Annotated in this window: 21 protein-coding genes; 8 read left to right on the top strand and 13 right to left on the bottom strand. The window is 46.4% G+C overall.

Features of this window, described 5'->3' with window-relative positions:
* Window position 1: 1 nt before the first annotated feature.
* From ACBP55_RS35090 to ACBP55_RS35070, 5 genes are all read right to left on the bottom strand, one after another.
* Window positions 2-160 carry a hypothetical protein gene (locus ACBP55_RS35090; RefSeq protein WP_164826792.1) on the bottom strand — a complete coding sequence of 53 codons (159 nt, stop codon included), beginning with the start codon at window positions 158-160 and terminating at the stop codon, window positions 2-4.
* 54 nt (window positions 161-214) lie between these two features.
* Window positions 215-547, bottom strand: coding sequence for a winged helix-turn-helix transcriptional regulator (locus ACBP55_RS35085; RefSeq protein WP_029199412.1), 333 nt, complete (start codon window positions 545-547; stop codon window positions 215-217).
* 337 nt (window positions 548-884) lie between these two features.
* Entirely contained in the window at window positions 885-2453 is a 1569-nt protein-coding gene (locus tag ACBP55_RS35080; protein ID WP_464648272.1) for a sensor histidine kinase, read from the bottom strand.
* Entirely contained in the window at window positions 2450-3145 is a 696-nt protein-coding gene (locus ACBP55_RS35075) for a response regulator transcription factor (RefSeq protein WP_464648271.1), read from the bottom strand. Before ACBP55_RS35075 ends, ACBP55_RS35080 begins: the two co-directional genes overlap by 4 nt.
* A 101-nt stretch (window positions 3146-3246) precedes the next feature.
* Complete coding sequence (locus ACBP55_RS35070; protein WP_464648270.1) at window positions 3247-4008, bottom strand: hypothetical protein; 762 nt, start codon at window positions 4006-4008, stop codon at window positions 3247-3249.
* 182 nt (window positions 4009-4190) lie between these two features.
* On the opposite strand from ACBP55_RS35070, the gene ACBP55_RS35065 reads away from it, so the two are divergent.
* A complete protein-coding gene (locus ACBP55_RS35065) occupies window positions 4191-4487 on the top strand; it encodes a Rieske (2Fe-2S) protein (protein ID WP_464648269.1) in 297 nt (98 codons plus the stop codon).
* A 6-nt stretch (window positions 4488-4493) separates the two neighbouring features.
* Here the strand turns inward: ACBP55_RS35065 and ACBP55_RS35060 are convergent, their stop codons facing one another.
* The 3 genes from ACBP55_RS35060 to ACBP55_RS35050 all read right to left on the bottom strand — a co-directional run bounded on the left by ACBP55_RS35060 (window position 4494) and on the right by ACBP55_RS35050 (window position 6340).
* Window positions 4494-4835, bottom strand: a complete 342-nt coding sequence (locus ACBP55_RS35060) for a YrdB family protein (protein WP_464648268.1) — start codon at window positions 4833-4835, stop codon at window positions 4494-4496.
* A gap of 138 nt (window positions 4836-4973) precedes the next feature.
* The gene (locus ACBP55_RS35055) at window positions 4974-5816 is read right to left on the bottom strand and encodes an SDR family oxidoreductase (protein ID WP_464648267.1); all 843 of its coding nucleotides are present in this window, start codon (window positions 5814-5816) and stop codon (window positions 4974-4976) included.
* A gap of 110 nt (window positions 5817-5926) precedes the next feature.
* Window positions 5927-6340: a MarR family winged helix-turn-helix transcriptional regulator gene (locus tag ACBP55_RS35050; RefSeq protein ID WP_173189420.1), complete on the bottom strand. Its 414-nt coding sequence runs from the start codon at window positions 6338-6340 to the stop codon at window positions 5927-5929.
* Window positions 6341-6571: 231 nt separating this feature from the next.
* On the opposite strand from ACBP55_RS35050, the gene ACBP55_RS35045 reads away from it, so the two are divergent.
* Both ACBP55_RS35045 and ACBP55_RS35040 read left to right on the top strand, forming a co-directional pair.
* On the top strand, window positions 6572-8788 hold the full coding sequence (locus ACBP55_RS35045; protein WP_464648266.1) for a sensor histidine kinase: 2217 nt from the start codon (window positions 6572-6574) through the stop codon (window positions 8786-8788).
* A 2-nt stretch (window positions 8789-8790) separates the two neighbouring features.
* On the top strand, window positions 8791-9495 hold the full coding sequence (locus tag ACBP55_RS35040; RefSeq protein ID WP_464648265.1) for a response regulator transcription factor: 705 nt from the start codon (window positions 8791-8793) through the stop codon (window positions 9493-9495).
* A gap of 111 nt (window positions 9496-9606) precedes the next feature.
* Here ACBP55_RS35040 and ACBP55_RS35035 read toward each other — a convergent pair whose 3' ends face one another.
* The 3 genes from ACBP55_RS35035 to ACBP55_RS35025 all read right to left on the bottom strand — a co-directional run bounded on the left by ACBP55_RS35035 (window position 9607) and on the right by ACBP55_RS35025 (window position 11087).
* Window positions 9607-9915 (bottom strand): hypothetical protein, encoded by a 309-nt coding sequence (locus ACBP55_RS35035; RefSeq protein WP_464648264.1) that lies wholly within the window; start codon window positions 9913-9915, stop codon window positions 9607-9609.
* Between the two features lie 89 nt (window positions 9916-10004).
* Window positions 10005-10385: a hypothetical protein gene (locus ACBP55_RS35030; protein ID WP_464648263.1), complete on the bottom strand. Its 381-nt coding sequence runs from the start codon at window positions 10383-10385 to the stop codon at window positions 10005-10007.
* 114 nt (window positions 10386-10499) lie between these two features.
* Window positions 10500-11087 (bottom strand): TetR/AcrR family transcriptional regulator, encoded by a 588-nt coding sequence (locus ACBP55_RS35025; protein ID WP_464648262.1) that lies wholly within the window; start codon window positions 11085-11087, stop codon window positions 10500-10502.
* 356 nt (window positions 11088-11443) lie between these two features.
* On the opposite strand from ACBP55_RS35025, the gene ACBP55_RS35020 reads away from it, so the two are divergent.
* Window positions 11444-11566: a hypothetical protein gene (locus ACBP55_RS35020; protein ID WP_464648261.1), complete on the top strand. Its 123-nt coding sequence runs from the start codon at window positions 11444-11446 to the stop codon at window positions 11564-11566.
* Window positions 11567-11644: 78 nt separating this feature from the next.
* Complete coding sequence (locus tag ACBP55_RS35015; RefSeq protein WP_464648260.1) at window positions 11645-12838, top strand: MFS transporter; 1194 nt, start codon at window positions 11645-11647, stop codon at window positions 12836-12838.
* Between the two features lie 399 nt (window positions 12839-13237).
* On the opposite strand, the gene ACBP55_RS35010 is transcribed toward ACBP55_RS35015, so the two are convergent.
* Entirely contained in the window at window positions 13238-14713 is a 1476-nt protein-coding gene (locus ACBP55_RS35010) for an S-layer homology domain-containing protein (RefSeq protein WP_464648259.1), read from the bottom strand.
* 290 nt (window positions 14714-15003) lie between these two features.
* Window positions 15004-15615, bottom strand: coding sequence for a biotin transporter BioY (locus ACBP55_RS35005; protein WP_029198142.1), 612 nt, complete (start codon window positions 15613-15615; stop codon window positions 15004-15006).
* A gap of 117 nt (window positions 15616-15732) precedes the next feature.
* Between ACBP55_RS35005 and ACBP55_RS35000 the strand changes: the two genes are divergently transcribed.
* From ACBP55_RS35000 to ACBP55_RS34990, 3 genes are all read left to right on the top strand, one after another.
* The gene (locus ACBP55_RS35000) at window positions 15733-16572 is read left to right on the top strand and encodes an ATP-binding cassette domain-containing protein (RefSeq protein WP_464648258.1); all 840 of its coding nucleotides are present in this window, start codon (window positions 15733-15735) and stop codon (window positions 16570-16572) included.
* Complete coding sequence (locus ACBP55_RS34995) at window positions 16563-18233, top strand: ATP-binding cassette domain-containing protein (RefSeq protein WP_464648257.1); 1671 nt, start codon at window positions 16563-16565, stop codon at window positions 18231-18233. Before ACBP55_RS35000 ends, ACBP55_RS34995 begins: the two co-directional genes overlap by 10 nt.
* A gap of 789 nt (window positions 18234-19022) precedes the next feature.
* Window positions 19023-19796 carry an EcsC family protein gene (locus tag ACBP55_RS34990; protein ID WP_464648256.1) on the top strand — a complete coding sequence of 258 codons (774 nt, stop codon included), beginning with the start codon at window positions 19023-19025 and terminating at the stop codon, window positions 19794-19796.
* Window positions 19797-19953: the final 157 nt, after the last annotated feature.

The raw sequence follows: 19953 nt of genomic DNA, 5'->3' as shown, positions 1-19953 counted from the left end.
CTTATTTTTTTATAAGATTCAGCTTAAGCGCCTGCTCCTCCGTCAAAATAAATTCCTCCTGAGGCCATATTTCCTCATCTTTATCTCTCCCGAAGAGACGAAGTATGTCTGACCAGACCCCTTTTTCCATAGCTTCCGAAGCTGAAATCATGATCTTCAATGCAAACACCTCCTGAGATTAGTTACTTGTATATCACCTAGCTCCACAATTAAATTAATGAGTTAGTATGGGATCCATATTCTTTTCTTTCATATGATGCTCTCCCCAGGCACACATAGCATCGAGAATGGGTTTGAATGACCAACCATAATCGGTTAAGGAGTAGACCACTTTCGGTGGCACTTGATCATAGCTTGTTCTTTTCACCATTCCGTCTTGTTCCAATTCGCGTAACTGTTGGGTAAGCATCTTCTGGGTAATGTCGGGCATTAGCCTTTTTAACTCGCTTGTTCGTTTGTCCCCTTTGTCCAAATGACACAAGATGACGACCTTCCATTTACCGCCGATCACATCAAGTGTGGCTTCAACTGGAACATTATAGGCCATAGTCGTATACCTCCTTTTGAAAAATAAGGGTACTATATAGTACCTATATACCTTAAATGTATCTATACTACTTCAATGCGCGTACTTATCAAAAAGTTTGTATACAAATATAATAGCACTCAGAGTCAAAGTGTTAAAGTGTACGGCCATTCACTTCAATTATAAACTAGGAGGATATCATGAGCCAATCATTCGCACAATCTGCTTCTATACAAAAAGAAACCTTAAATTTAAGGGAATGAGCGCAATGGTTCTAGTTGCCGTCTTACTCACTGGTAAGCAGAAGAAAGCACAAGCGATCAGGAATCGTTTCCCTGTTGCTTGTGCTTTTTTGTCCTCATGAAACTTTTGGCACGGTTGATTTATTCGTCTGCTTTCCTGGTTCGATGTAAAAGGATACGCCATCTCGCTGGTTCGCCGCACAAACAGTCATGCCATGATGGTCCATGATTTGTTTCACGATGGCGAGTCCGAGTCCGAATTGACCATCTCCGCCTGAGCGGAAAGGCTCAAAAAGGCTGTCCGCGATGGCTTGATCAAGAAGCGGGCCATCATTACTTATACAAAACTTAGACAAAGATGTTTGCCCTTTTACCGCATTCTCATTGTCGAGTGACTGGGATTTAACCACGATGCGGATACAGCTTTTGGCATAGCGGAGCTGGTTGTCGAGCATATTTTCCAAGGCGATTTTCCATTGTTCCTGATCACCGATTAGTGTGGTATGAGGAGCGAGATCCATCTCCCACTTGATTTCAGGACGACGATACCGCAGCCGTTCAACCACATCTTCAATGACAGAATTGATCTCAAAAGGCTGAAAAGGCTTCTCTCGGGATGTCAAATAGTTCAGCTTATTCAGCAACAGCAGGTCGCGAATCCGCTTCTCCAGCCGCTCGCCCTCTTTCATGATAACGCCAACGCTCTCATTGAGGGTTCCCTTCGGATAGACGCCGTCTTGAATAGATTGTGCATAGCTGCGAATCACCATCACAGGCGTCTTCAACTCGTGCGACGTATGCTGCAGGAAGAACTGCTGCGCCCGATCCTGGCGCACTAACCGCTGCCGCATGGATTCAATCGCTTTGGCTAGCCGCCCAATCTCATCCTTGCGGCTTGTTGAGATAGGCTCGTGCCAGTCACGTTCGGCCATCCGCCCGACATGGCGCTCCATCTGAACGAGTGGACGTGTGAAATAGCGAGCTATTCCCAGACAGGGGAGCCAACTAATGAAGATAAGTCCTACCATCAGCAGCATGAGCCGGCCAAACATCGTCATCACAAGATCGTTGCGATAGTTTCCCCAAGCATACGAAACAATGAAGTTGGGCTTAGCTAGATCACCTTCTTTGCGAATCACATAGAAGATACTTTTGTTCTCAATATTCCGCGTATATTTCTCTACGGGCAGCTGTTGTGCGAAGGCATCATGCTCCATAGCCTGCATGAAAGGCTCGCTAATGGTAGCGCTCGAAGCAAATGTTTGATTGCTGGCAGCAGTACCGCTTATCATGAAATGCTGAATCGCTGGTCCGCTCAATGTAGCTTGAAGAGGAGCAGTTGCCCGTATCTCCATAGTTGAATTAGGGAGGATGTTGTTTACTTCATTGAGGTCCATTTTCGGTACGACCAAAATGCGCTTGTCCATAGGTATGCCCTGTACAAAACTGGGAACCGGAAGTTGAATGATTGGCTCCGCGGGGATTGTCAAAGTCGTCGCTTTGCTGCTTTCCACACGAAGACCGCTCTGTGTATCGAGTAAAATATCATACAACTGCTCAGTGAAAAACCCCTTCAATGTCCAAGGAAGCAGAATGGCGAGCAGTGTGAAAATCAAAAGTGTTAAGGAAGCGAACGCCCCCCAGAGCTTAACCGCAAGAGGCCAATTTCCCAGACGCATTCTCATGCTTTCACCATCCTATATCCGTAACCATATACGGTTTCAAGTCGCAATTCCGGCAGCTTACGGCGTAATCTTCGCACCAAATCGTCGACGACGCGATCCGTACCGAAGTAATCGATGCCCCAGACAGCGGTAAGCACCTGCTGACGTTCAAGCACCTGTCCATGGTGATTCACCAGGTAAAGCAGCAGCTCGAATTCCTTCGATGTAAGCTCCGGGTTCGTTCCATCGGCGTCAGTCACAATGCGGCCTTGCTCATCGATCAGATAGGGGCCGACTGTTAGTTTCACGCGGCGTTCTTGCGCAGCTATCAAGGATCCATGGAGTCGGTCCCCATAGACGCGTTCAAGCAATTTACGTGTGCGAATCACGAGCTCCCGCGGTAAAAAAGGCTTGGCCAGATAGTCATCACTGCCTAGCTCCAGTCCAATAATTCGATCAATATCGGCATCTCGCGCGGAGATAAAAATAACAGGCTGCATCGGTTGATCCGCCTTGATTTCTCGCATTAGCTGATAACCATCAACGCCAGGCAGCATAATATCGAGGACCCACAAGTCCGGCCGCTCCGAGATTGCTTCTCGGGCTGAAGTTCCGTCGGGGAACGAGCGCACTTGCCACCCCTCTTTCTCTAAATATGCGGCTAGAACGCCTCTTAAATCCTCTTCATCTTCTACCAGATAGATGTGATACATGTGCCTAATCTCCTACTTTCCTGACTACATAGGGAAAAAGTGGAGCCGATCAGCTCAAAAAATGCGATCGGTTCCACTAGATTCAAATAACTAAACAACCTTTATTTCTCAGCGGGTGCTGGAATTTCTGTTTTCAATTTCTTCGTCAACTCGCGAAGATCTTCGGTTTGCTTCACATAATCCTTCAATAATTCAGGCAATAAGCTTTTAATCGCCGCGGAATCATCTGCTTCCACCGCTTCTGTTAATTTCTGCTGACGTTTGAAAGATTCGGGGATCTCCGCTTTCATTATATCACCAGCTACAACACCCTCAAGTGGAAGTGCTTGGGTAACCAGTTGTTTGATCATGATATCTTTTGTAGGCGGCGTTATTTCACCATCTGAATTGATGGTAACAGAAGGAAGGGCTGGGACGGCAGTAACGGAAGCTGGGAGCCCTTCCATTTGAAGCGCATCGCCTTCAGTCAGGACTTTCTCATCCGTTTTACCAGTCGCAGCATCTTTTTTAATGATCACTTTTTTAGCAAAAGTAGGCTTTGGAAATTCATTTTCTACCTGTTTGCGATCTTCCAGCGCCTTTTTCCAGTCGGATAAGGTTTCTGGTGCATAGGTACTGGCAAGCATTTTCCAGTAGTTTCGCTCATGCGATGGCTGCATCAGTAGACCTGCGCTAGCACTAGTCGCACGGAACATCATGACTGGTTTACTGCCTTCAGGTTGTGAGATTTGGACAGCGGCTTGGATCGTTTTCGTTTCTTTGGTCGTGTCTGCTGCGGATGCATTGACGGCTCCGAATGCGATAGTTGCGATTACGGCTAGCAGGCTAGTTTGAGCTGCGCGTTTTTTCCATTGTGTTTTCATTTTAGAAAACTCCTCTCGGTATATGTAGCTTGTAGGGGATGTTAGTCATTTCCCTTACACCCTTACTGTACCGAAAGATTATGGACATCCTATCGTAACATTGTGGGAAATTATGTGTAGAAGCTTGTGGATTGCGATAAACTGTTAAGACAGAGTATGAACATTTTGCTAGGAGGATTAGGATGAAAGAAATTGAACTAGGTCCGGAAGAGCAATTCACTGATTTACCCGCAGAAATTGAAATTGAAAACCAAAAGTACTGGATTTTGAAAAACGACGAACCGGATAGTTATCGTTTAGTGTCGCGCAAATGTCCGCATGCTGGGGGGTTGGTAGAGGCGGAAGGTGGGGAGCTGGTATGTCCCTTGCATGGTTGGGAATTCGATTCTCATACTGGCGTGTGTCTGAACGTGCCTTCAAAAAGTCTAACGGCGTATACCGTTATTGTAAAAGATGGGCTGCTTGTCGCCCAAATGTGATCGCATTTATTGTTTCCAAAGGAACTTCAGAATGCAATGAAGGATGTAAAAAAGAGCGAAATAAATAGCGAGAGAATGTTTGCCGGTTACATAAAGAGCTATGATGGCAACTACGAAAATAACGAGTTCGATGATAAATTGGAGAGGCTGAGAGACGGTTATTGAAGCTTTCGGTGAAACGAACATGCCCCATAGGATGGCTGCAAGCAGTGGAGTGCCAATGCCCAGAATGCCTTTGAGCAGCCACCCGCTGCCGACGTGAAATCCCCAATAGCAAAGGGAAGCAAGGATGCAAAGCTCTAACAGAAAACGTAAGCCCAAATTGGCTGCTTTCATCATGATCATCATGATAACAACACTCCCTTTCACAGATAAACTAAATATAATAACATATTAACTAATGGTATTAGTATGTGCAATCTTTTTTGGATTTTAAAAATACCACTGCAAAACGTTTTTTACGTTTCGAAGTGGTATTTGATTTTGTTACTTATTCAAGTGCAGCTTACGTGTGTTGAGCATGCCGCCCAGGCCAGTGGGATCTTGACTCACTTTATATTGGACGAAAGCTTCTGCAGCCTCCGAAGTTCGAATGCGCAATGGCTTCGGCTCCAGCTCCGTGACTAATTTAACCATCACCTCTGCAACCGATTCAGACGTTTGAGGCACCGTATTCCGCTTGGAGAAATTGTCCAAATACTGTGTGATAATTGGCTTATATTCATCCTCCAGAATGCCGCCTGTTTGTTGAACATGACCGAGGACGGTGCTGTTAAAATTAGTTGCGATCGCTCCGGGCTCAAGCAGCGTGACATCGATATTGAACGTAGGCTTATAATAGGTAGCCAAACTTTCTAATAAACCCTCAACAGCAAATTTAGCCGCGCAATAAATCTCATTAAAGGGTTGTCCGACTAGGCCGCCGACACTCGTTGTTGCAATCAGATGCCCAGCATCTGACTTGCGAAGAAGCGGAAGCCCTGCACGAATCGTATGCATAACCCCATACACATTCGTATCAAAAACGCTATGAATCTCCTCCATAGTCGCTTGCCCCAAGGCTCTCAAAAATCCAAAGCCTGCGTTGCAGAACAAAACGTCAAGGTGACCGTGGTTCTTTTCGATAACGGCAAATGCCTGTTCCATTGATTCAGGGCTGGTAACTTCCATTTCGATAAAATGAAGATTAGGCTGATGGCCGTATTTCTCTTGATCACGTTCCACGTTGCGTGTACCAGCGTAAACCGTCCAACCCATCTCAGAAAATTTCATTGCAGTCGCTAATCCTATGCCCGATGAGGCTCCGGTAATCGCAATAATTTTATTCATTGAAAACGCTCCTTGTGTGTTTAAATTTTAAACTGTTTAATAACTAAACAATATAACGATTAAACAAAATAGTCAAGATGAAAACAAAAAATCCCAACAGGACGTTGGGATTATAGAGGCAATTTTTCTAAAAGCTGTTTGAGTGAAGCCAATTCTTCCTTGGAATAGGGGGTGAATAGCTGTTCGATTTTGTTATTATACGCAGCTAAAATGTTAATTATCAGTTCATTTCCTTTATCCGTCATTTGCACGAGCTGACTTCTGCGACTAGTGGGATGCGGCTTGCGGATGACCAAACCCTGCAATTCCAATTTATCTAACAGCTGAGTGATAGCACCTCTAGTTAGCCCGAATTCATTGGAGATATCCACAGCGATGCATTCAGGGTGTTTGCGCAGAAACTCCATGACATACATCATAATCGGGGTAATGTGAAAGTGAGGCAGCACCTGCATCAAATAGGAGGAGATCACATTTTTAATTTCGCGAAATTTGGTCGTTATTAATTCTTGGTCATTTTCCATAAGAAGCCGCCCTTTTTTGTTTAGTTTCCATACATTATAACAAAAAAGTGACCCACAGCAACGGGCCGCGGGTCTAAGTATATTTTAAAGGGGGGTCGAACTTTATTATAGGCTTACTTCATTAAAACTAGATGAATCTCAGATTTCATTTTCATTACATTTTTGCAAATGGTAAAATAGAGCTAATGAACACATCTAAGAATAGTGTTGCTAGAGCGGAGGAACTATGTTTTGAAACATTATTCGATGCGATCGCATTTGACCCTAACTTTCGCTATTATGGCGATGATTCCGATTCTAATTCTAGGCAGTTTTCAAGTTTCTCAAATTACCCATATTACGCAGGAGTCCAATCAGAATCAGCGGCAGACAACCTATCGGCTGGGGGATGCCATCCAAGATTACATGTACTATCATCGAAATGCGGTTGAAACGTTAGCTGCTACAATTTCGGCGTCTGATGCTGCCTTTCGAACGCGCGAAAGCTTAACGCTGAAGCTGCAATCGCTGCAAGAAAATTTGGCAGGCTTCACGGGCATCTACGTTGTAGATCAAAACGGAATCATTAAAGCGACTCATACTGCTGCGAATAACTCACTCATTGGCGCCGATGTTAAGGATCGGGACTACACCAAACGTGTGCAAACCGCGCAAAAGACCATTATATCTTCCTTATTCCGGGGACCAGAAGGGTTGAATCAGCCGGCGGTCGCGATTGCTGTACCGATATATAAGGGAAATAAGCAAGCTGATGGCTTTGTACTCGCAGTGCTCGAACTGGCTCCGATTAAGGAGCTTGTTACCAAATATGATTACGGCAAAGAAGCGTATCCGGTTGTTCTGGATCATGCGGGTAAACCCATCTATCATCCGAATGCAGCGCTGACGGCATCCATGGCCGATTTATCGAAGGAGCCTGTTGCCGAAGATGCCCGAGTCCAGCGACAAGGGGAAGGTACTTACCAATTAAGCACCTCCACGCATAAAGAACAGATTACTTATAAAGTCATCCCCGAAATCGATTGGATCGTGTGGGTAAGCAAGTCCAAAGCCGCAGTTAATGCTGCTTTCATCGAATCTCTCCGTATCACGATATTGCTGCTGGTGTTCACCCTCATTTTGACAGTGCTGCTAGGTAGTTTTCTGGCAAAACGGCTGAATGGAACCATTCATGCCTTAGTTGGTTACACGCAGCGTCTTGCAGGAGGCACCTTCGCCAAACCGGATAGCAAAGTCGTTCCTCAAGGTTCACCTCTGGAACTGCAATTGCTGGCTGATCATTTCTTCCGGATGGCTGAGCAAATTAAGGAAAATCAAGGAGCGCTTCTGCAGCTCAACAGCGAGCTTGAGAATCGTGTCGAGGAACGGACCCAGCGGCTGCAGGACGAGCATGCGACCTTGAACGCCGTTCTGGAAAGCATGTCCGATGCGGTTGTCCTGATCGACGTGGAGCATAACGTTGTTTATGCTAATCATCGGATGGCCGAAAACTTCGCGATTCCGATGTCGGAGTTGGGGGATATGAATGAGGCGGCATTGTTTGAAAGGATTGCTCTTTTGCTGCCTGAACGTCAGGAAGAGCTCCAGAAGCTTACTGCTGAGCCTAGGATGCAGGGGGCTTTTACGGTGAAATCGGAGCAAGGCAAAGAGCGCTTTATGATGGTTTCGGCGTTTCAAGTGGCTAGAGAAGGGCGGGTTTTTGGCCGCGGTTATGTGTGGCGTGATATGACTAAGGAGCATGAAATCGATGCGCTTAAGAATGATCTGATTTCCCTTGCATCGCATGAATTTAAAACACCAATCACGAGTATTCGCGGCGGTGTTGAGACGCTTCTTCGCGTGGATGCTCAGTGGGAAGAAAGCTTCAAGCAGGAGCTGCTGGAGGGCATTCATGAAGACATCGGGCGCATTCAGGATCTGATCGATGAGTGGTTGGATATCTCGAAGATCGAATCGGGAGCTATGCGGATTAATCCGCAGCCGCTCCGGCTGGAAGCCGTTGTGGAGAGCGCAATGAGAAGGCTGCCGCAGCAAGCGAATTATGAGCATACCCAATTCGATGTGCAGCTGGACGAGGATATTCCTTTGGTCTACGCGGACAAGCTTCGCATGGAGCAAGTCCTCGTGAACTTGTTCACGAACGCAGTTCGATACAATGAGCAGCATCCGATCATTCGAATTACCGCTAAAGCGGATGAACGTTATGTTCATTTGGAAGTTCAAGATAATGGCATCGGGATATCTGCAGAGCATGTGGATAAAATATTTGACCGCTTCTACCGAGTGGATGTGTCATCCAGCCGTCAAACGGGTGGAACTGGACTCGGTCTTGCGATCTGCAAGGGGATCATGCAAGCGCACGGCGGAGAGATCCGCGTATCGAGCAAGCCTGGTGAGGGAAGCACATTTATCCTCTCCATACCGAGGTTTGAAGGGAAGGAGAGCTGATAATGAACAAGAAGAAGATTATGATCGTCGATGATGAGCCTAAAATCGTACGATTCGTTGCAGCGAACCTCAAATCGTTGGATTTCGAAACCTTGGCCTGCCAAAGCGGCGCTGAAGCGCTTGAGAAGGTTGAGGGATTTGATCCGGATTTGATTTTACTTGATCTGATGATGCCGGGCATGGACGGATTCGACGTGCTCAAAAGGCTGCGCTCCTACTCCAGCGTGCCAGTCATCATGCTGACAGCGCGGAGCAATGGGGCAGATAAAGTGCAAGGACTCAACCTAGGAGCGGACGATTATTTGACGAAGCCGTTCTCGTTAGACGAGCTATTCGCCCGTGTGAACGCCGTGCTTCGCCGGATGGATGGCCGAATGACAACGACAGTCACAACGAGCGAGATTACGCTCGGACCTGTGACCGCAAATCTAGCTCAGCGTCGAATTTGGCTGGGAGAAACAGAGGTTAAGTTTACGGAGACCGAGTATAACTTGTTTGCTCTGCTCTTGCAGCATGCGGGTAAAGTTATGACCCATGAGCAGCTGCTGAGCGAAATCTGGGGAAGTGAATACCGCGATGAAGTTGAATATTTGCGGGTCACCATAGCGAGAATTCGCCAGAAGATCAAGAGCCTTGCAGAGGGGCAGGAGACTGTGGAGATTATTGTAACCTACCCTGGCGTGGGTTATATGGCGAAGCATGGATGATACGAATGAAAGCAAGATCCTATTGAAAAGGCCCCTTGCCCGTTTTATCGGGTAAGGGGCTTTTGGTCTCGTAACACATGAAAAATAAGCTGAGAGAGCCGAAATGGGCTATTATTTTGTCGCTTTTACATATGTATCATTTTTCCTAATAGCAATAGATTTTTGCTGGTCAACACCAACTATTTTATATAATTTACTCCCTACTTCTGTGTCATTTGCCTCACCATTGTTATTAGGCATAGGACTTACTTTTTTTCTTATTTCACCTATTTCATCTCCAATATCCGTTGAGGGCACAGTTTCAGTAGATACACCATAAATAATATCGCCCCACATTATTTGAGAGGGATAAGAACCTTTTGAATGATTACAGGCAGTAAACAATGAAAGGATTATAAAAATACAAATCAAATGTTTCAACTTAAGTCACCTCAATTTGATTTATAGGTAATAACTATTTTTGCAGAAAACCATCCTTGAAAGTTACCAAAGGATGGCTTAATAATATATTATGGTTGGAATAATTTTGCATCTTTCATTTTTGGTTTACTTTTGAATTTCTCTAACTCGTTGGATATTTCATTGTTAAAAGTCAAAGGATCAATCTCATCCCTTACACCTTTGAAAATTTTCTTTTCCGTATTTTTTTCTTTTAGATTGTATTTTCCTTGGAGCATTCCAGTCAGGACATAGTAATCTTCATTTGCTACAGTGATATCACTATCATCTCTTGAAAGGAATACAAGAATATCCTCTCCTTTTTCAAAATTAGGATATCCCTCCGAAAACTTCATAACTGGAATGATAATACTCCAAGTGAGCGTCCTTCCAGGAGCTTCATCATAACTATCCGTAGTGGTTATGATGAGAATGTTGCTACAAAGGATCATGATTGCTCATGGAAATAGCGGCAGCTTAGGGCTTATTTTTCGTCCAGGGCTACCGCTGTTTCTCTTGTTGGGGGCTGTTGTGCTTTGCGTCAGCTGTAGTCTGCATCTGCGGCTTCAGTTCGAGCGGATTCCTTCAAATGCGTTCATTACCAAATGCTGCACATAGGAATCGTCTAACTTTCCACCGGTCACCAGCAAGCGATAGAAAATCGGCCCATAAATGAGATCGGTGCTTAGTTCAATATCGAGATTTTTTTTCAATTCCCCGCGTTGAACCCCCTGCTCCAGAATACTCCTGGCCTCAAGCCGGCGTGGATGGAAATATCGGGTCCGATAGGCCTCCGCTAATCCTGAATCAAACTGCCCCTCGCCTAATAACTCCTTAATGATTGTACCCTCCCGACTTGTCAAAAACCGGGCTAAATTCGTGGCGTGAATAAGAATATCATTGAATGCCGAGCCCGTGTCAGGCACGGGCAGTCTTGCCGATGCGGCAGATAGAAAACCATCCATCACCACTGCAGACTTATTAGGCCACCATTTATAAATCGTCGCTTTGCTAACCTTGGCGCGATCAGCAATTTTTTCAACTGTGACCGATCCAAAGCCATCTTCCAGCAATAAATCATAGGAAGCGGAAAGGATAGCCTTTTGCGTTTCAACATTACGTGGCCGCCCTCTTTTGACCTGCACCAGAATCATCCCTTTCGCCTATTTGAATAAAAACTGGAAAAATATAAACTGTACGTTCAGTATACTCAATACGAAACACAAAGTAAAAAAAATGAAATGGCTATTTACAAAACCGGACGTTCAGTATATGATTTAATCATCGATTAATGAACTATACGTTCAGTATTTAATTTATGAGTCAGAAGATTTATGCTTCCGCAACTTGGAAAATAACCACGAGGAGGAGGAACTGCAAAAGGAACAAGTAATGAAAGAGAGCTGCATCTCAAGTTGGATGATGATTGTTGGCAGTGACTTGCCCTTTAGCCCGCAAAACCAGATCATTCAATACATGAAAGAAAAGATAAATATAATGGTGACAATTCTTGGTCGTACCAGCTGCGTATGTTATCGATAATGAAGGGATAATCGTCACGGCGCTTGCAGAACAAGACTACAGAACAGGCATGGAGCCTTCCGGTGTATTGAACATCATTCGCTCCTTATAAATACAGAATAAATTCCAAATGTCGTGAAATAATGGATTAATTGACTACAAAATTATTACCAAATAAGGAGTGGTACCTATGACTGCTTCAAAAAAACAAGTAATCGAGAAAAATATTCCAACATGGTTAACCATGCTTGTGGCGACCGCATGCGGTATCATAGTAGCTAATCTTTATTATGCACAGCCTTTGGTGGGGTTAATTAGCTCTTCAATCGGGCTCTCTGCTAGCAGTGCTGGCTTGATCGTAACATTAACCCAGATTGGATACGTTTTCGGCTTGCTATTTATCGTACCTTTGGGAGATATTGTTGAAAACCGAAGGCTAGTAGTAGTATCGTTAATTCTCACAGCAGCTGCACTGATCGTCACAGCAATGACGAAAAACCCTATGCTTTTCTTAACGGCTTCCCTTTTTATTGGATTGGGGTCGGTCGCAACACAAGTGCTCGTACCTTTTGCATCATACCTTGCATCAGAATCTACACGGGGCCGCGTTGTTGGCAATGTCATGAGTGGTCTGTTACTTGGCATCATGCTCTCCCGTCCGTTATCGAGCCTGGTGGCTGACTTCTTTAGCTGGCATGCAATATTTGCCTTGTCAGCGACAGCTGTCATTGTCTTGGCGATCTTACTGTCAAAAGTGCTGCCAGCAAGAAAGCCAACGGCAAGCACGAACTATGTAGCGTTGCTTGGCTCAATGTGGCAGCTGCTGCGAACAACCCCGATCTTACGACGACGGGCTGCTTATCATGCGTGTGTGTTTGCGACTTTCAGCTTATTCTGGACAACTGTTCCATTATTATTATCTGGTCCCGTTTTTCATTTTTCTCAGAAGGCCATTGCATTGTACGCGCTTGTAGGAGTCGCAGGTGCGATAGCTGCGCCTGTGGCTGGTCGCTTAGCTGATCGGGGCTGGACTAGACCCGCCACAGGAATAGCTCTCGGTATTGTCATCGTTTCAGTGTTGTTGCCGCTGATAATTCAAACAAATTCCCCTGTCGGAGTAACAGTTTTAGTCATATCAGCTATTCTGTTGGACGCTGGAGTATCCGCAAATCTTGTATTGGGGCAACGCGCGATCTTCTCATTGGGTCCGGAAATTCGCAGCAGACTGAACGGGCTATTCATGGCTATTTTCTTTTTTGGTGGCGCCTTGGGATCTGCAATGAGTGGATGGGCATACGCATCAGGGGGATGGAGTGCAGCACTATGGATTGGAATAACTTTTCCGATCATTGCCCTGCTTTATTTCGCGACAGAGAAAAAGTAATTCTTTGAAGAGCAGTTATTTAAGTTAAACTTTAGCAGTCAGGAGAGTCTGATTGCTAATTTTTTTTGGAGTGATTCTGTGCTACAGAAAGCATGTATATGTATAAACGTACATTCCCAAAAATGCCGTTAGTTTCAAATATGACGGCACACACTCGGAGCCAGAAGGATGCTTATTAACCACAAATGTATGCTGAGAGAGCCGAAATGGGTTTTTCGGGACGCGACCCGCAGCCTATTAATAGAAGAAGCAGCGTGAGCGGAGTCAATATGGTCAGGAATGAATGGTTTTTAAGCAACATGGGAATTCACCTCGGATTTGTGGGATACGGATAAATAATAGAACGAGAGCACCTCATTCAAGGTACCCTCGGATCTCTTTATCTTTTTAATGTGAAGATTATTTGGCTAAAGTCAAAGTGACGCCAGTTGCCGTAGACCATTTGCCTACTGGAGCAACGGTATAAGAAGTGCCTGGAACGAGTTGAGCGTTATTAAGAAGAGCGAAAGTACCTACAGCGCCTTTACGTGAAGTCAGCGTGTATTCGGCCGTTAATACTGTACCATCAGTTGCGGTAAGTGTAACTCGGCGAGAGACAAAAATTTCATCCTTAGGATCTTGCGAAAGTGTAACAGCGATCGTCTTTGTATCAACCGCGGCAGCGGATTGGATAGTAAGCGGCGCGATTTCTTTGGCTGTAAAAGTTGGATTCGCGAGAGTAGCCCAGTCAGCCGAAACTGTATATTTGACGCCGGCTTTGAACGTTTCGCCGTTAGGTAGAATAAACTTAGGTGCTTGTCGACCATCAGTTGCTTGTGTGAATGGCAAGTAGTTCGCTGTCATTGCTCTACCACCCTCAGGGGTAATTTGCACTTGACGATTACGCATCGATGAAAGAATTTGATATGTTTTGCCGTTGTAGCTGTTGTTCTCGTCAACGATGAATGAGCCTGGGCGGCTTTTGCTGTAAGCTGCAATCACATAACCGTAATCAGCAACACCATCAGCCAAGTTGGATTCAACTTCAAACAAATCACTAGCCACCTGCGCTGTGGATTTTAGTGCGATTTTTTCCGTGCTCGCTGTGAAAGTACCAGCAGGCTTACCTTTATAAGTCAGCGTGTAAGTTGTCCCGGCTTTTTGGGTAGGAACTGGAACGATGTAGGTGGATTTGGAGCCTGTTTTTAACCGTGGAACATTACTGATCGCTAGGCCGTTGTCAAAAACAAAGTTTTTGGACGCTTGATCCAGTTCCAATTCTGCCGCCGGAATCGGTGCCGAGAAAGTAACTTGCAGGGTTATGGCATTCAAAGCTTGGAGCTTAGTCACTTGAATAGGCGCTAATTGCTGAGCTTCAAAAATAAGCAGAGCGGCTTGGCCGCGCGTCACTTGACTGCCTGTGATAGATGCAAAGCTTGGCAGCTTTTCAACGGCTGCTTTATCAACTTTCAACACGCTCGCAATCACGTCAGCAAGTTGATCGGAAGAGATGGATTGACCTCCCCGGAATTGTCCGGCTGTATCTTTCATGGCACCTAGAGTCTCAAGGGCAACTGCATAGGAATAGAACCAATCACCTTTCGTTACATCGTGAAAATGGTTGGCTGCAGCTGGGTCCATGCTCACATGAAGCGCTAATGCGACGATTTTGGCAACCTCTGCGCGAGTTACATTCTGATTCGGCTTAAAAGTGTTGTTCTCATAACCGGAAACTACTTGCTGCTGTGCTAATTGTTCAATCGCTGTTTGAACTTGAGTTGAGTTGGCAGAATCCGTGAAAGGATTAGCTGCTAATGCATTGAAAGGAAGAATTGCTGATAAACCTACGGTTGCTGTGATGGTTAATGCGGCTAAAGTCTTTTTGCTGTTTTTCATATATAACACTCCTATTCGTTGATGTTTGGATTGCTCTGCTGTTTGCATCGTGCTGTTGTCTACAAGAATTAGCTTACACGTCAGGGCATTACAATCGAATAAAAATTCCGTGCTGCACATTACAAAATCGTAAAAAATTTGATATGCTCACTTGAAAAGCAATACAAAAACGGCCTTACAGATGTAAAAGATTTGAGAGAGTGCTCAGATCTTTTACGGCTGTAAGGCCGTTATTCACTACTGTGGGAAAGTGCTAGCATTGACACGTATAAAAGGTAAATTTCAAAGCCTTAAACGCTAAGATCAGTAGGACTATTACTTTTAACCACGCTATGGGAAGAGGAGCCCGTAAGTCTTTGCGGGGGGAATACTTGGCGAACAGGAGCAATAATTAGTGCGGCCACCACAGCTTTGATGGCATCTCCTATTAAGAATGGATAACACGCTGCTGCCATGGCTTTGGCGAATGTATAGGTAGGTACTTTGTACATTAACCAAGGAACTCCGGCCAGATACAGAATAAGAGAGCCGAATACTTCAAGGACTAAGAAGGCGGCGATGTAACCCATGATGCCATTCATGCGAATACGAGGTAAAATAAGACCGATAAGCATAGCCGAAATTGGCCAAATCATAATGAAGCCTCCAGTAGGTCCGAGGACGACACCTAAACCGCCATTCCCGTGAAGCAGGGGAAATCCGATAGCTGTGAGGACAACAACGAGTGCCATACTAAGGAATCCATAGCGAGCTCCCAGAAGTCCGCCGGCAAGCATAACCGCCAGTGTTTGCAATGTAATAGGTACAGGTGTCAGAGGAAGAGAAATTTTCGCAAAGCTGAATAAAACGAGAATAGCGGCAAATAGTGCACTGAAAACAACGCCGCGAAGAGTGAGTTTCATATTGTTCATCGCTCCTGTTTCTGGTATTGTAAATGTATTGTCAACCGACTCGATATGTATTGGTTGACAATCAGATGATAGCACATCTTTTGTGAAAGTGAAAGGAACTTTTTACATATGACAAACAGAGAGATTTTAGCTTCTTTGGAGAAAGCCTCCGTTATCTATCGAACCGAATCGGGAGAAGGAAGGCAAGTGTGGTCCGATATCTCCATGGATATTCGTCAGGGTGAGTGGATTGTCGTCATAGGGCCAAATGGCAGCGGTAAAAGCACACTAGCCAGCGTACTACTGGGCTTAAGTCCGCTCTCCAGTGGGCAGTTCGTTCATAAACAAGACCAGAATAGGCTAACTCGCGGTGTGCTGCAAATACCGGACGCCCAGTTTGTTGGAGATACGGTTCAGGAAGAGCTGGACTACTTACCGCATGGGCAAAATTTAAGCACTGAAGCATGTAAAGCGTGGTACCTTGAAGTCTTGTCTGCCGTTGGATTGACGATCCCAATCGAGCGAACACTTAACACGTTATCCGGCGGGCAAAAGCAGTTGGTGAATCTCGCGGCAGCGCTTGCTGCTCATCCAACGATCCTTGTATTAGATGAGCCGACCGCTATGCTGGACCCTGCGGCAAGGAATGAAGTGCGCCAAGCGGTACGCGAAGCGCATAAGCAGGGGACGACGATTGTGTGGATTACTCATCGCTTGGAAGAGTTGGCGGATGCTACGCGAGTTGTTGGTTTTGGAGAGGGACGGATTACCTTTGATGGGGAGCCGAGAGCGTTTTTTTATGGGGAAGGGAGAGAATTATCGGTTATGACACCTTGTATGGCGTTAGGGTTTGATCCGCCTTTTGTGGTTAAGACAGCCATTGGTCTGCTGCAGCAAGGTTGTCAGCTTGATATCCTCCCGATAGAAATGGAAGAGCTGGCCAAGGCGGTGTCATCCTTATGCCCATAGCTCTGCAGGACATTCGGGTAAATGCTCCGGATGACCCTAACAATCAACTGCTGAAGGATATCAACTTCAACCTAACGGATGGATCAATAACCTTATTGATTGGTCATACAGGTTCTGGAAAATCAACATTGCTTCAGGTCCTGGCCGGAATTGTGGAACCAACCTCAGGAACAATTACCCTCGATGAGCAGCCATTGTGGTACAAGCGGAAAGTAGACCAAGCCCATCTTTTGCGTCTAGGTCTTATCTTTCAATTCCCCGAGCAGCAGCTGTTCGCACGCAGTGTACGCCAAGAATTCGCGTACTCTTTGCGTCCTTACCGGCTCGGGGCGGACGAACGCGAGCGCCGCATTCACGCCGCTTGCGCTGATCTCGATCCACGTGGCGTTATCGCCATGGATCGTTCGCCTTTCTCGTTGAGCGGCGGCGAGCAGCGCCGGCTCGCGCTGGCCACAACGTTCGCCACCGCGCCGGATTGGCTCCTCATGGATGAGCCAACTGCCGGCTTAGAGGCGGCAGCCGTCCGCGAATTGCTGCGCATCATTCGCGTTAGAGAGCGTGGCGGCTTCGTCATCGCCACGCACGACCTGGACACGTTCTTTCCGCTAGCGGACCGTGTCCTCGTTTTAGATCGCGGCGCGCTCGTCTTCGACGGCTCGCCGGCAGAGCTTTGCCGCGCGCCGGAGGTGCTGACGCGCGCGGGGGTCGGCCTCCCGAGCTGTGTGGAGGCCGCTATAGAGCTGGCGCGCTATGGCATCGCCATCGCGCCGGACCTCACGCCGGAGCTTGCCGCTCCGGCGATCGCAGAGGCGCTGCGCGAATGCGCCAGCGCCAGCCCTAGGCCGGCGCCGCAAGCGGCAGCGCCGGGCCCGCAGGCCACGCGCGAAGCTGGCGTGGCAGCGAAGCCGCCGCAGGCCGCATGGCTGCGGATCGATCCGCGCGCGAAGTGGCTGCTCTACCTGCTGCTCGTCATCGAGACGATGCAGCAGCAGCAGTGGAGCGGCCTCGCGGCATCCATGCTGCTCCTCAGCCTCGCGTTTCTCGGCCTCCCGCGATCCGTCCTTCGCGGCAGCATGAAGATCGCCCTGCCATTCCTGATCTTCATGTTCATTTCGATCCTTCTGGCAGGGCTGGACTGGTCAACCGCTGAAGGGCAGTTTCCGCTGGGTTTCTCGGCGGAGCGTGGCTGGAGCACGGCACTCACGTTAACACGTTTGTTTCTCGTCCTCATGGCAGGCTATTGGCTAGCCGTCACGACGCCTTATGGTCAGCTCGTGCAAGGGCTCAATTGGGCTTTGAAATATTTCCACAAAGTTAAGCTGCCAGTTGAATCGTTTTCTTTGGCCGTTTCCTTGATTTTCCGCTTCATTCCGCTTATCCTGCGGGAGTGGCAGCGGTTCTCAGCCATCGTCAGAGCCAGAGGCAAAGCATCAATTCGCCCGGGGGCTGTTCGTTCACGAGATATCCCGGCGCTGGTCGTCCCTTTGCTGCTCGCTATGTTTCATAAGGCTGAGCAAATGACCATTGCAATGGAACTGAAAAAAATCGACGGCAAACAGCTGCTGCTGAGGAAAAACACGTTACAGTGGCGAGGTATGGACAGCATCCTCGTTGCCATGGGCATTCTTTGTTTTACATTACTACTCTTCATGCAATTCTAAATTCAGGGGGCTGTCCCAAATGTAGATAAATCTACTTGAGGACAGCCCTTTAGGCCTATTCATCATCTTGGACATTCGAATCGGTATTCAAAACGAGATTCATACGGGCTGTCCCATAAGGCGTTCATCTTTAGGCTGCCTCTTCTTTTCACTGTTGTAATACATGGAAAACCTACCCTTAATTTGGTTTTTTTTCTGAAAAAGTTTAGTTTACATGGAAAAAAATCTCCCGTTATTTCTGATGTTTTCTCGAGGAATAGCGATTCTCCCAAAAATTAGAGGGAGGTTTTCCAGTTAGATGACCGTTTAGAACAGTTAACGTCAAATTAACTGGAGGAACTCCTGTTAGATTTCGCTCCGTATCGAAACAAAATAGAGGCTGCTCGCTAGGTTATTATCCTTTTGAGTCAGCCTCTTTACTCTGAGGCTTCGAAATTCGTGCTTCAATTGGAATTATCCAATGGAATTGACTTTTAGGCCGTCAAATCCCCACTTCCACTGGATTAATCCAATGGAAGTAGCAAGCAGACTACGAAATTCACAGTGTGGGAGCTGAATTTTGCAAAAATGACTTTGGGACAGCCCCTTGCTCTTCATCTTGCTCTTCCGCTTGAGTCTTGTCGCTCTTCCTCTTGAGTCTTTGTCGCTCGTCATCTTGTAACTTCTTGCTTCCACTCGCCGCTCCTCTTCCCGCCACTCTACGTATTCATCTTCGCCCGCCACGTCATGTTGAGACCAATCCCTCCGTATACTATACTTAAATCAAGAACAGAAATGGCGGTGACGAGATTGGAAACAGCGTACACAATTTACGAGCAGCAGATGTTGAAGAAGCTGAAACGCTGGGAAATCCGGCAGCAGAAGGCTCCCAACCTGATGGAGAGAGCCTCCAAATCTGTTCAAACCAGCATCAATAATTTGATTCCCGATAAGGTTCATAAAACGATCACCGCGACCGTCAAAGGGATCGTGCAAACGACCCTATTCGGTATGAATTACATCCCCAAAAACGACCCGATATACGGCGCTTCCTTAGCAGATAGCGATGCTAGAGCTGAGGAATTATTATCCTTATATAAAAAGATTGCCGCAGCAGAAGGAGCAGGTACGGGAGCGGGCGGGATCCTGCTAGGACTGGCGGATTTCCCGATTCTGATCGGCATTAAATTGAAATTCCTATTTGAGCTGGCGCATGCGTACGGCTACTCTACGAAAGATTACAGGGAGCGGTTGTTCATTCTCTATGTGTTTCAACTTGCTTTTTCCAGTCCGAATAAGAAGCCGGATCTTCTTCATACCATTAAGAATTGGCATACCATTTCGCATTCCTTCCCCCCGGCTGAGGACTACATGAATCTAGTGGATTGGCAGCAGCTGCAGCAGGAATATCGGGATACAATTGATTTTCGTAAAATGCTCCAGCTCGTTCCCGGCATCGGGGCGGTGGTGGGAGCTTGGGCGAACTTTGGTTTGCTGGAGGAGCTCGGCGTAGCAGGAATGAACTGTTTTCGATTACGCAGATTACATGATAAAGCGAAGAGCGGAGGCTTCGAATCCAAATAAAACGCTTATTGTTCAAAAATTGGTCAAATTTATAGTGATTTTCGATGAGAAATAACATATGATAGAAGAAAGAGTCGTCAACCGACTCTTCTTATAAAAGTATGTGATATTTTTCACATATATATGTGATTTATTTCACAAATCGGAGGAGAGGATT

This window comes from Paenibacillus sp. WG02 (assembly GCF_055396115.1).
Note: the sequence above shows the minus strand (reverse complement) of the source record. Positions and strands in the feature narration are given on the sequence as shown.

Bases quoted from the DNA above. Each gene is read 5' to 3' on its own strand.
- ACBP55_RS35055 (WP_464648267.1), bottom strand. From the start codon at position 5,816: ATGAATAAAATTATTGCGATTACCGGAGCCTCATCGGGCATAGGATTA.
- ACBP55_RS35085 (WP_029199412.1), bottom strand. From the start codon at position 547: ATGGCCTATAATGTTCCAGTTGAAGCCACACTTGATGTGATCGGCGGT.
- ACBP55_RS35000 (WP_464648258.1), top strand. From the start codon at position 15,733: ATGACAAACAGAGAGATTTTAGCTTCTTTGGAGAAAGCCTCCGTTATC.
- ACBP55_RS35010 (WP_464648259.1), bottom strand. From the start codon at position 14,713: ATGAAAAACAGCAAAAAGACTTTAGCCGCATTAACCATCACAGCAACC.
- ACBP55_RS35015 (WP_464648260.1), top strand. From the start codon at position 11,645: ATGACTGCTTCAAAAAAACAAGTAATCGAGAAAAATATTCCAACATGG.
- ACBP55_RS35070 (WP_464648270.1), bottom strand. From the start codon at position 4,008: ATGAAAACACAATGGAAAAAACGCGCAGCTCAAACTAGCCTGCTAGCC.
- ACBP55_RS35060 (WP_464648268.1), bottom strand. From the start codon at position 4,835: ATGATGATCATGATGAAAGCAGCCAATTTGGGCTTACGTTTTCTGTTA.
- ACBP55_RS34995 (WP_464648257.1), top strand. From the start codon at position 16,563: ATGCCCATAGCTCTGCAGGACATTCGGGTAAATGCTCCGGATGACCCT.
- ACBP55_RS35030 (WP_464648263.1), bottom strand. From the start codon at position 10,385: ATGATCCTTTGTAGCAACATTCTCATCATAACCACTACGGATAGTTAT.
- ACBP55_RS35040 (WP_464648265.1), top strand. From the start codon at position 8,791: ATGAACAAGAAGAAGATTATGATCGTCGATGATGAGCCTAAAATCGTA.
- ACBP55_RS35075 (WP_464648271.1), bottom strand. From the start codon at position 3,145: ATGTATCACATCTATCTGGTAGAAGATGAAGAGGATTTAAGAGGCGTT.
- ACBP55_RS35005 (WP_029198142.1), bottom strand. From the start codon at position 15,615: ATGAAACTCACTCTTCGCGGCGTTGTTTTCAGTGCACTATTTGCCGCT.
- ACBP55_RS35080 (WP_464648272.1), bottom strand. From the start codon at position 2,453: ATGAGAATGCGTCTGGGAAATTGGCCTCTTGCGGTTAAGCTCTGGGGG.
- ACBP55_RS35050 (WP_173189420.1), bottom strand. From the start codon at position 6,340: ATGGAAAATGACCAAGAATTAATAACGACCAAATTTCGCGAAATTAAA.
- ACBP55_RS35065 (WP_464648269.1), top strand. From the start codon at position 4,191: ATGAAAGAAATTGAACTAGGTCCGGAAGAGCAATTCACTGATTTACCC.
- ACBP55_RS35025 (WP_464648262.1), bottom strand. From the start codon at position 11,087: ATGATTCTGGTGCAGGTCAAAAGAGGGCGGCCACGTAATGTTGAAACG.